11 protein-coding genes and 1 pseudogene are annotated in these 11,648 nt (G+C 28.8%); 5 read left to right on the top strand and 7 right to left on the bottom strand.

Features of this window, described 5'->3' with window-relative positions:
* Nucleotides 1–8 precede the first annotated feature (8 nt).
* The 3 genes from miaA (at nucleotide 9) to J2Z24_RS09075 (ending at nucleotide 2,653) form a co-directional block, all read left to right on the top strand.
* The gene (gene miaA, locus J2Z24_RS09065; RefSeq protein ID WP_035146811.1) at nucleotides 9–962 is read left to right on the top strand and encodes a tRNA (adenosine(37)-N6)-dimethylallyltransferase MiaA; all 954 of its coding nucleotides are present in this window, start codon (nucleotides 9–11) and stop codon (nucleotides 960–962) included.
* 78 nt (nucleotides 963–1,040) lie between these two features.
* The gene (hfq, locus tag J2Z24_RS09070) at nucleotides 1,041–1,286 is read left to right on the top strand and encodes an RNA chaperone Hfq (protein ID WP_035146814.1); all 246 of its coding nucleotides are present in this window, start codon (nucleotides 1,041–1,043) and stop codon (nucleotides 1,284–1,286) included.
* An 83-nt stretch (nucleotides 1,287–1,369) separates the two neighbouring features.
* Nucleotides 1,370–2,653: a methionine gamma-lyase family protein gene (locus J2Z24_RS09075; protein WP_035146819.1), complete on the top strand. Its 1,284-nt coding sequence runs from the start codon at nucleotides 1,370–1,372 to the stop codon at nucleotides 2,651–2,653.
* Nucleotides 2,654–2,690: 37 nt separating this feature from the next.
* On the opposite strand, the gene lexA is transcribed toward J2Z24_RS09075, so the two are convergent.
* Complete coding sequence (gene lexA / locus J2Z24_RS09080) at nucleotides 2,691–3,293, bottom strand: transcriptional repressor LexA (protein WP_035146823.1); 603 nt, start codon at nucleotides 3,291–3,293, stop codon at nucleotides 2,691–2,693.
* Between the two features lie 162 nt (nucleotides 3,294–3,455).
* On the opposite strand from lexA, the gene J2Z24_RS09085 reads away from it, so the two are divergent.
* On the top strand, nucleotides 3,456–3,842 hold the full coding sequence (locus J2Z24_RS09085) for a hypothetical protein (protein WP_035146826.1): 387 nt from the start codon (nucleotides 3,456–3,458) through the stop codon (nucleotides 3,840–3,842).
* 44 nt (nucleotides 3,843–3,886) lie between these two features.
* Here the strand turns inward: J2Z24_RS09085 and J2Z24_RS09090 are convergent, their stop codons facing one another.
* From J2Z24_RS09090 to purB, 3 genes are all read right to left on the bottom strand, one after another.
* The gene (locus J2Z24_RS09090) at nucleotides 3,887–4,891 is read right to left on the bottom strand and encodes a tyrosine recombinase XerC (RefSeq protein WP_111947506.1); all 1,005 of its coding nucleotides are present in this window, start codon (nucleotides 4,889–4,891) and stop codon (nucleotides 3,887–3,889) included.
* Between the two features lie 598 nt (nucleotides 4,892–5,489).
* Nucleotides 5,490–6,755 carry a Glu/Leu/Phe/Val family dehydrogenase gene (locus J2Z24_RS09095; RefSeq protein ID WP_035146831.1) on the bottom strand — a complete coding sequence of 422 codons (1,266 nt, stop codon included), beginning with the start codon at nucleotides 6,753–6,755 and terminating at the stop codon, nucleotides 5,490–5,492.
* 204 nt (nucleotides 6,756–6,959) lie between these two features.
* Entirely contained in the window at nucleotides 6,960–8,390 is a 1,431-nt protein-coding gene (purB, locus tag J2Z24_RS09100) for an adenylosuccinate lyase (protein ID WP_035146835.1), read from the bottom strand.
* A gap of 171 nt (nucleotides 8,391–8,561) precedes the next feature.
* Here purB and J2Z24_RS09105 point away from each other — a divergent pair, with 171 nt between their 5' ends.
* Nucleotides 8,562–8,780 (top strand): DUF378 domain-containing protein, encoded by a 219-nt coding sequence (locus tag J2Z24_RS09105; protein ID WP_035146838.1) that lies wholly within the window; start codon nucleotides 8,562–8,564, stop codon nucleotides 8,778–8,780.
* A gap of 36 nt (nucleotides 8,781–8,816) precedes the next feature.
* On the opposite strand, the gene J2Z24_RS09110 is transcribed toward J2Z24_RS09105, so the two are convergent.
* The 3 genes and pseudogenes from J2Z24_RS09110 to J2Z24_RS09120 form a co-directional block, all read right to left on the bottom strand.
* Nucleotides 8,817–9,074, bottom strand: coding sequence for an HPr family phosphocarrier protein (locus J2Z24_RS09110; RefSeq protein ID WP_035146840.1), 258 nt, complete (start codon nucleotides 9,072–9,074; stop codon nucleotides 8,817–8,819).
* Nucleotides 9,075–9,177: 103 nt separating this feature from the next.
* A complete protein-coding gene (locus J2Z24_RS09115) occupies nucleotides 9,178–10,371 on the bottom strand; it encodes a pyridoxal phosphate-dependent aminotransferase (RefSeq protein WP_035146843.1) in 1,194 nt (397 codons plus the stop codon).
* Between the two features lie 898 nt (nucleotides 10,372–11,269).
* Nucleotides 11,270–11,648, bottom strand: a pseudogene (locus tag J2Z24_RS09120) (reverse transcriptase domain-containing protein); the annotation flags it as partial.

Genomic DNA, 11,648 nt, shown 5'->3' on the forward strand with positions numbered 1-11,648 from the left:
AACTAAATATGAACGACTTATTTATACTTGCTGGGCCTACTGCTGTTGGAAAAACTGATATTTCTATTGCTTTAGCTAATAAATTAAATGGAGAAATAATTTCTGCAGATTCTATGCAAATATATAAACATATGGATATAGGGTCTGCTAAAATAAAAGAAGAAGATATGCTTAAAATAAAACACTATCTTATAGATATAGTAGAACCTTGGGATAATTTTAGTGCTGCTGAATTTAAGGAAAAAGCAGAAAATGCTATAGAAGAAATTTATAAAAAAAACAAACTACCAATGATAGTAGGAGGTACTGGACTATACATTAATTCTTTAATATATAATTATAATTTTACCGAAGCAGATAAAGATGAGGAGTACAGAAATTATCTAGAAACTTTAGCTTTTGAAAAAGGAAAAGAGTATGTACATAATCTGCTAAAAGAAGTTGATATAGAGTCCTATAATAAGATACATTATAATAACCTAAAAAGGGTAATAAGAGCATTAGAAGTTTATAAATTAACAGGCAAAACTATGGCTGAATATTCAGAAGGTGAAAATATATATAATATCCCTTATAATATATATTATTTTATACTTAATATGAATAGAGAAGAATTGTATAGTAGAATTGATATGAGAGTAGATATAATGATTAATAATGGATTAATAGATGAAGTTAAAAAATTAAAGGAAATGGGCTGTAATGAACACATGCAATCTATGCAGGGTATAGGATATAAAGAAATGCTATATTATCTTAACGGAGACATTACTTTGGATAAAGCTATTTATTTAATTAAAAAAGGTAGTAGAAATTATGCTAAAAGACAGCTAACTTGGTTTAGAAGAGATAAAAGAGCTATTTGGATTAATAAAGATAATTATTCTTCAGATGAACAAATAGTAACTACTATAATTGAAAAACTTGGGAAAATAAAAAAAGAAAACTATAATCTTATTTAAAAATTCTGACACATTAAAAAGGATTTTTTTATAATTTATAGAATAATAATATAAAGTACTTTATGGAGGGTGAGTTATATGAGCAAAACAGTTAATAATTTGCAGGATATATTTCTAAACGGAGCTAGGAAAAATAAAACTGATCTTACTATATATTTAACAAATGGTTTTCAAATTAAAGGTACTGTTAAAGGCTTTGATAGTTTTACTGTGGTATTAGACTGTGGAGGAAAACAAATGCTGGTTTATAAGCATGCTATATCTACAATAACACCTAATCGACCAATATTATTTACTCCTAATCAGGAAACTTATGAAGAATAGGCAATTTATTTTGCCTATTCTTTTTTTATATGGTAATATATTATGTTGTGATTATAATTTAAATACTGGAGGGTTCTAAAAAAATGATCCAAAAAACTAAAGATCAATTAAAAAATATTTATAAAATTAAGGATAATGTTATAAGCTTATATGAAAAGGCTCTAAAAGATGTAGAAGATGAATTTATTAAATATGATGAAATAAGAGAATTTAATCAGTTAAAAGTATTAAATGCTCTTCAAGAAGAAAGAATTAGTGATTCTCACTTTACTAACTCTTCTGGATATGGCTATGGTGATATAGGCAGAGATGCATTAGATAGAGTATATGCTAGAGTTTTTAATGCAGAGAGCGCAATAGTTAGACCTCACTTTGTAAATGGCACCCACGCTATAGGAGCTGCATTATTTGGTAATTTAAGACCAAATGATACTATGCTTTCTATTGTAGGTGCTCCCTATGATACTTTACATAGTATAATTGGAATAGCAGGGGAGGAAAACATAGGTTCTTTAAGAGAATATGGAGTTAAATATAAACAAATAGATTTAGAAAATGGAAAAGTGAATATTGAAGCGGTTAAACATGCTTTAAAAGAAGACGCTAGTATTAAGTTGGTTCATATTCAAAGATCTACAGGATACGGATGGAGAAACTCCTTGCTAGTATCAGAAATAAAGGATTTAATTGCATTAGTTAAAGATATAAGAAAAGATGTAATTTGCTTTGTAGATAATTGTTATGGTGAATTTATAGATACAATAGAACCTACAGATGTAGGAGCAGACTTAATAGCTGGTTCTTTAATTAAAAATATTGGGGGAGGAATTGCACCTACTGGTGGATATATAGTAGGTAAAAAGGAATATGTTACTCAAGCTTCTTATAGACTTACCATTCCAGGTATAGGAGGGGAATGTGGTTCTACTTTTGGAGTAATGAGACAACTATTTCAAGGATTATTTCTTGCTCCTCATATATCCATGGAAGCAGTTAAAGGAGCTATTTTATGTTCAAGAATAATGGAACTTGCAGGTTTTGAAGTTTTACCGAAATACAATGAAAAAAGAAGTGATATAATTCAATCCATAAAGTTTAATAACAAAGAAAAGCTTATAAACTTTTGTAAAGGCATTCAAGCTGGTTCTCCTATTGATTCTTTTGTTCAATGTGAGCCATGGGATATGCCAGGATATGAGGATCAGGTTATAATGGCTGCTGGTGCCTTTATTCAGGGCTCATCAATTGAATTATCATCAGATGCACCTATAAGAGAACCTTATATAGCATATCTTCAAGGAGGGCTTACTTTCGACCATGCTAAAATAGGAATACTTATTGCTCTTAATAAAATTTTGAATGAATAAAATATTAAAAAGGGTGACTAAATTAAAGTCACCTTTTTTAATATTTTCTATATAAACCAACTAGTTTACCAATTATATTGCAATTCTTAACTATTATAGGCTTCATGGTTTTATTTTCTGGTTGTAGTCTTATATAATCATTTTCTTTGAAAAATCTTTTAATTGTAGCTTCATTCTCTATTAAAGCTACTACTATATCTCCATTCTCAGCAGAATTAGCTTTTTCAATTATAGCTAAATCTTCATCCATTATTCCAGCATCAATCATGCTCTCGCCATGTATTTTCAATATAAAAAGTTCTTTATTACTTTTTACAAAGTTTACAGGCAAAGCAAAGGTATCTTCTATGTTTTCTACAGCTAGAATAGGGCTTCCGGCAGTAACAGTACCTATTATAGGTATGTTAACCATTTCTTTCATATTTAAAGATCCATCAGTTATTTCTATAGCTCTAGGTTTAGTAGGATCTCTTTTTATAAATCCTTTTTTCTCTAGCCTTTGCAAATGTCCATGAACCGTAGAGGTAGATTTAAGCCCAACTGCATCGCAAATCTCACGTACTGAAGGTGGATATCCTTTTTCTTTTATTTTTTCCTTTATATAATCTAGTATTTGCCCTTGCTTATCCTGTCTAGTCATATAAACACCTCTCATAATTAATCTTAATTGAATTATAGCATATAATAGAAGAAATATCAAACTTATGTTCTCATATTGAATATAAGTTTTCCTTTTGATATAATACCTTAATGTAGCAAAATTGCAATACTACAAGATTTTAAAAGAAGAGGGGATATACAAATGTCAAAATATAAATACTGCATATTAAATAATAACAAAAGTTGTAATGATTGTGGTGAATGTGATATATGTGACCTAGATAAAAATAAAAAATGTACTAACTGCGGAAATTGTTTAAACGGAAGTTTTGACATGAGAGGAGTTAAAATAGATGAAATTTTAGAAGAAGAGGATAACGATGTAACAAACTATGAAGAAATTCCAATAAGCAAAGATAGAATGGAATTTGTAGGAGATGAAAGTCTTTCTAAAAACTTTGATGAAGAAAACATTGAACTTATAGATGATATAGAAGGATTAAGAGAGCTTTTAGAGAATCAGGAGAAAAGCGAAAAATTTACTTATGAAGAATTTCCTGGCCTTATAAGAATAAGAAAAGAAAAATAGGAGAGGGATAATAAAAATTTCCTCCCCACATTTTATTTAAATTCTTAATCTATATCCTCAGAAGCAGCAAACTCTTCACTTAAAGGATTGGATTTGACAGCTTCTCTTAATTTTTCATTATCTACGTGAGTATATATTTGAGTAGTAGATACATTTTCATGACCTAATATTTGTTGTAAGCTTCTTATATCTACATTGCCATACTTATACATAAGCGTTGCCGCAGTATGCCTAAGTTTATGCGGAGTATATTTGTTTGAATCTAAATTAGCTTTATTAAGATACTTTTTCACTAACATTTCAATTGTTCTTTTATTTATTCTAGTGTTATTTCTACTTATAAACAAAGCATCTTTATCCTTAATTTTATCAACATTAGCATTTCTAACTTTCAAATATTCTTCAATAGACTTTTCACAAGCTTTATTTAAATATATAGTTCTTTCCTTATTTCCTTTACCAATTACAGTTAAAGTATCTCCCTTAATCTTAGAAATATCAATACTGCATAACTCAGATAGTCTTAGTCCGCAGTTTAAAAATAATGTTATAATACAATAATCTCTTTCTTTATTCTTTCCTTCTATAGAATCAAGAAGCTTTTTACTTTCATCCAAAGTAAGATATATAGGATTTCTTTTATTTATTTTTGGCGCCTCTAACTCTAAAGTTGGATTTTCGTCTATAATTTTTGCTTTTCCTTGAAGATACTTAAAAAAAGATCTTAATGTAGCTACTTTTCTAGCTCTTGCATAATTACCATTATCTCTATAATTTTCTGCAAAAGCTAGGAAAGCATATAAATCTGATAAAGTAATATCTTTGATAAAATCATCATTAATATCCTTTATATCTATATCTTCAAAATCTATATCGTCAGATACCATACCTTTATATAATTTTAAAAACCTAAAAAACATAGTCAAATCAAATTTGTATGCATCTATAGTGTTTGTAGATTTTCCTTTAATAGTACCCAGATAATTTAAAAAATCATTAATCTGATGGGGTAATGACGGGTTATAAACATGTTTTAAATTATATTTCATTGGTTCCTCCTTTAAATTTACATCCAATTTCGCGAAATAAACATTTCGCGAATAATATATTCTACAAAAGAGGGGTAAAATCCTTCTTTTTTATAAAAAAATTATATATTCTTTTACATATAATTTTAAAAAAATATTTTTATCAATACTTAGAAATATACTTTATATAAATTTTAAAATTTATTTTGTTGCTAAAAATCGAATAATATGTTATATATAATATTGTGTAGAATCATAGTAATAAAAGCAATTTATACCCTACCCTTTATTACAGTTACATATCAATTGATAACACTTATCATTTTCCCGGTTTTTTTCCAAATTCTGTATCTATATTTTTAATACTTAAATTGATACAGATAATGATAAAACAATTTATATTTATACCATTTTATGTAAATCGCAATCATTTATTATATTGGGTATAATTATGAATTTGTTAAATTACCACAATTTGGGAATAACTTGTGAATAACTTCATATACTGTTTTATAAAAATTATTATCATAATAATGGTATTAAAAATAATTCCAAACAAATAAAAAAGCAAAACAGTAAATTCTGTTTTGCTTTTTTATTTGTTTAATAAATATTAAATTTAACACCAGCCTCTAAATTTCATAGCATTGCTTATTTTTTTTATAGAATATATATATGCCGCTTCGCGCATAGATACATTAAATTTATCCATTGCATCCCATACATTATTAAAAGCTTTAACCAATATGTCTTCTTCTTTATCTCTAACAGAGTGTTCTTCCCAATAATAGCCATTTAAATTTTGCACCCATTCAAAATAAGATACCACAACTCCACCGCTATTGGTCAATATATCAGGAGTTACTAAAATTCCTTTTTTATTTAGGATAATATCCGCTTCTGGCGTCACCGGTCCATTAGCACCCTCACAAATAACTTTTGCATTTATTAACGAAACATTTTCCGTTGTTATAGCATTTTCTAATGCTGCTGGAATTAACAAATCTACAGATAAAGACCAAAAATCATTTATAGATATATTTTTAGCTTCTGGAAATCCCATCAAAGTACCTTTATTCTTAAAATACTTTTTAAGTTCTTCAAAATTTAATCCATTCTCATTATATATAGCATAAGAACCATTTTCTTTATCCCACTCACATATACTTATAACTTTACCACCTAAATCACTTATACTTTTAACTGCAAAACTTCCTACATTTCCAAATCCTTGAACCGCTGCCGATATGTTTTTTATATCCTTATTTATTTTTTTCAAAGCTTCTCTAGCTATAATTCCTATACCTAAACCCGTAGCTTCAGTTCTTCCTTTAGAACCACCTAATTCTATAGGCTTACCAGTAAATGTACCAAAAGAATTTTTTCCTAATAATTTATTATACTCATCTACCATAAGACCCATTATTTCCCCATTAGTATTTACATCCGGAGCTGGTATATCTGTCTTTTCACCTATAAATTTATAAACACCTTTCACATATCCTCTACTAAGTCTTTCCAATTCACCTTTAGATAAAGTTTTAGGGTCTACAATTATTCCACCTTTACCACCTCCAAAAGGTACACCTACTACTGCACATTTAAAAGTCATCCATAAAGATAAAGCTTTCACCTCATCTAAGCTAACATTTTCATGAAACCTAATACCGCCTTTGGTAGGTCCTAAAGCATCATTATGTTGAACTCTATAACCTTTAAACACCTGTATTGATCCATTATCCATTTTTATAGGAATGTTAATTTCTATAACTCTTGCAGGTTCTTTTAACAATTCATATGTATTAGAATCTAATTCTAATACTTGGCAAACCTCCTTTACTATCTTTTGGGCATTTTCAAAAGGATTTAAATTTTCTCTAATCATTTTAACCTCCATACATTATTGAAATATTTTCTAAAATTTCTTGCAATTATATATATTCGATATTATTTTACATTTTCCTTTAATCTATAATAATTCATAAAAATTTCATAAACCAAAAGAAAAAAATAAAATTCTAGACTCCCTTTTAATAGAATTAAGAGCCTAGAATTACTTATTTATAAAATTTCATATTTAATTATTAATTTATACATTTATAGTTACATTAACTCCAAATAATTCTTTGTTATTTTCTAATATAGGATTAACAACTTCCTTTATAAAATCCTCTACTTGCCCTGGAGCTCTTCCTATAAACTTATTAGGATCTATTAAAGCCATTATTTCTTCTTTACTCATACCAAAATCATCATCTTCTAATATTCTTTCTATTAAATCATTTTCCAATCCTTCTACTTTAACTTTTCTTCCAGCTTCCATAGAATGTTGTCTAATCTTCTCATGAAGTTCTTGTCTATCTCCACCTTTTTTAACGCCTTCCATTAAAATATTTTCCGTTGCCATAAAAGGTAATTCTCTTAATACATGAGCTTCTATAACTTTATCATAAACCACCATACCGCTACTTATATTTAGATACAAATTAAGCACTCCATCCAAAGCCAAAAATGCCTCTGGAATAGCTATTCTTTTATTTGCAGAATCATCTAATGTTCTTTCAAACCATTGAGTAGATGCAGTTATGGCCGGATTTAAGGAATTCACTATTATATATCTAGATAAAGCTCCCATTCTTTCACTTCTCATAGGATTTCTTTTATAAGCCATAGCCGAAGATCCCACTTGATTTTTCTCAAAAGGTTCTTCTAACTCTTTCATGCTTTGTAGTATTCTTAAATCATTACTGAATTTATAAGCACTTTGCGCTATTTCAGATAATGTATTTAGTATTATTGAATCTATCTTCCTTGTATAAGTTTGCCCTGTAACCATAAATTGCTTTTTAAATTCAATTTTCTCAGTTACCATTTTATCTAAAGCTTTAACCTTTTCTTCATCTTCATCAAAAAGTTCCATAAAACTTGCTTGAGTTCCAGTAGTGCCTTTTACACCTCTAAATCTTAAATTTTCTATAACAAACTCTAAATTCTCTAAATCAAGAACTAAATCTTGTATCCATAATGTAGCTCTTTTTCCTACTGTAGTTAATTGAGCCGGTTGAAGATGAGTAAAACCTAAAGTAGGTAAACTTTTATATTTTAGTGCAAATTGAGATAATTCAGAAATAATGTTTATTAATTTTTTCTTTATTATAAGTAAAGCTTCTTTCATTATTATTAAATCTGTATTGTCACCTACATAACAACTAGTTGCACCTAAATGAATAATCCCCTTAGCCTTTGGGCACTGTTTCCCATAAGCATACACATGACTCATTACATCATGTCTTATTTCCTTTTCTTTTTCCTCAGCTACCTCATAATTAATATTATCTATATTATTCTTCAACTCTTCTATTTGTTCATTTGTTATATTTAACCCTAACTCTTTTTCACATTCCGCTAGAGCTACCCATAATCTTCTCCAAGTTTTGAATTTCATATCATCAGAAAATAAATAACTCATTTCTTTTGATGCATATCTTGTATTTAAAGGTGTACTGTAACAATCTCTCATTTATAAAACCTCCTTACGCATATTTTTATCATTTTCATTCTTTTTATTCATATTATAACATACATTTTATCATTTTAATACTTTTAAGTTCGTTGAAAATCTGTTCTATATTTTATTCTCAATTAATATAATTAATTAGAATAAAAATAAAATTATTATAGGGAGGCAATTATGTATAAATTTAATTTGTTTGACAAACTGTCTTTTATATTAGTTATTATTGGTGCTATAAATTGGGGATTACTGGGATTATTTAATTTTAATTTAGTAAGTGCAATCTTTGGAGAACCAGCAAACTTCCTGTCAAGAATAATATATATTCTAATAGGAATATCTGGTGTTTATCTAATTCTCTTATTACTAAGAATCAAAAAATATTCTAAATCATAAATAAAAGGCTCAAAGTTGAGCCTTTTATTTATGTAATTATTCCATTGACTCTATCAACTTTGAAACTTCTTCAACAGCTAAAGCTTCGTCATCTCCTGATGCTATTACAGTTATTTTTGCATCTCTAGTAACAGCTAAGGATAAAACTCCTATTAGACTTTTCACATTAGCCTTTTTCCCATTGAATTCGATACTTATATCAGATTTAAAAGAAGAAGCTTTTTTTACCAACAAAGTAGCTGGTCTTGCATGTAAGCCTGTAGAACTTTTTACAACAACTTCTTTTGATACCATATATTATCACTCCTAACATACTTATGCTTATCTCTTAAAGTTAATTATATCACCATTTCATAATAATTCAAAGATAAAGTTCCAGGCTTACAATATATAATAATTATTTTAACTTATTTATAAATATCTCCATTCTATCCAAACCCTTTTGGATATTATCCATAGATGTAGCATATGAAATTCTTATAAATTGATCTAATCCAAAACCTGCTCCTGGTATTGCAGCCACATTACCCTTTTCTAGCAATTTGTCACAAAAATCTAAAGACCCTTTTATTTCTTCTCCATCTATAGTTTTACCAATTAACTTAGAAATATCAATAAATACATAAAAAGCTCCTTTAGGTTCAATACAGCTTAACTCTTTTATATCATTTATTCTCTTTACAGTATAATCTCTTCTTTTCTTAAACTCTTCAATCATAGAATATACAGAATTTTGTTCTCCATTTAATGCTTCTAAAGCGGCATATTGAGCTATAGAATTAGGATTAGATGTAGTATGACTTTGTATATTGGACATTAATTTAATTATTTGTTCATCCGCTGCCGCATAACCTATTCTCCACCCTGTCATAGCATAACTTTTAGAAACTCCATTTATAACTATTGTTCTTTTATAAGCATCCTCACTTAAACTAGCTATGCTTATATGTTCTTCTTTTCCATATATAAGTTTTTCATATATCTCATCAGATATTATAATTAAATCATGTTTTTTAGCAAATTCAGCTAATTGTAATAATTCTTCTTTTGCACAAACACTTCCTGTAGGATTATTAGGACTATTTATCACTATAGCCTTAGTACGATTATTTACTATGTTTTCTAATTCATTTAAATCATATTTATAACTATTATTTTTATCTGTCTTTGCAAACACAGGTACTCCATCTGATATCTTTACTAATTCAGGATAACTAACCCAATAAGGAGTAGGAATAATAACTTCATCTCCAGGATTTAATATAGCAGAAAAAGCATTAGCAAGACATTGCTTTGCTCCTGTAGATATTATTATCTGGGATGCTTTATAATCTAAATTATTTTCTGTTTTGATTTTTTTAACTATAGCTTCTTTCAATTCCACTATACCAGAAGCCGGCGTATATTTTGTCAATCCTTTTTTCATTGCATCTATAGATGCGGATTGAATGTTTTCCGGTGTATTAAAATCTGGTTCTCCAGCACCAAACCCTATAACATCTATTCCCTTTTTCTTCATTTCCTTGGCTTTTGCTGTAATTGCTAATGTTATAGATGGAGCAATTTGTTCTGCTTTTTTTGAAAAAATCATAGGGACACCTCCAAAATTATCATTAAAATTCAATTAATTGTTTATAATAAAATAAAAGCATAATCTAATAATACATAAAATTTATAGAAAATGCAATTTAAAAAAAAATTTTTTTCATTTTGTATATGTTTTCATTTTATAAAGCCGTGTTTTTCAGCATTTTTTTAGAAACCTCGTCTGATAATTGAATATTTTAATACATGAACTATGCCTTTGTATATTTTTTATTCTAATACGAGTAAAATATTTATTATGTTATTAAAGAAAAATATAAATATTTTAATAGTGTAAATCGAGTAGGAGGGAAAATTAATTAAATTTTCCCGACCTCTCACACCACCGTGCGTACCGGTCTGGTACACGGCGGTTCTTTAAGAATTATGTGCCTTCATATATTTTGCCAACAGGCTGTCTAAACCCACGGTTTTAAAGAATTGATTATTTAGAGTTCCGCCCCTATACTTCGTCTCGGTACTCTGATTCTTGTAGTGCTTCCACTTGAATTTCTCCCTTAACATCGAAGTCGTAGGTTCCCAAGTTCCATACAGAAGCCTACGCTAAGTTCACGACGCCTCTATGCCGGTCATCACCTAGACAGTAAACAGGTTTCCTCTAGGTTTATCCCAAGTTAACGACTCCCCCTTGGTTTTGATGACACCCCTACGCTTTCGACACTTTAACAGCGTTTGACTTGTGTTCGTCTCCATAGCGTTCACCTGACGAATTCTAGCTCCGCCTTTTCCTTAACGCTCACTACCATAGCTTTTGACTACAGCAGCTTAAGGTGGTTTGAAACCTCCACCTGTATGGCGGTTCCAAGGGACCTTCCCTCATCTTCTGTACAGCATAGCTGCACCTATGCAACTATCGTTGCATGAGTGCGCCTTCTTGGCGCACTATCATCAGCATATCTACAAAATTTATGACCTCTTCTTTCTAGTTCTTTATCAAGGTCATCAAGTATTATGTTAGATAAAATAGGACTTAACAGTCCACCTTGTGGTGTACCTTCTTCTGTCCTGTTAACTATACCATTTATCATAACTCCTGATGTTAAATAAGCTCTTATTAATTTTAGTACTCTTTTATCTTTAATTTTCTTTGATAACTTACTCATTAACATATCATGATTTACTTTATCAAAGAACTTATCTATGTCCACGACCCATCTATTTCCTTCATTTAATATAGATTTCAGCTTGTTTAATTGCATCATGAGCACTTTTATTAGGTCTAAAACCATAGCTAGAAGTTGAAAAATCTTCATCATAGATAAT

Source organism: Clostridium tetanomorphum, from assembly GCF_017873215.1.
GTDB classification, from domain to species: domain Bacteria; phylum Bacillota; class Clostridia; order Clostridiales; family Clostridiaceae; genus Clostridium_AO; species Clostridium_AO tetanomorphum.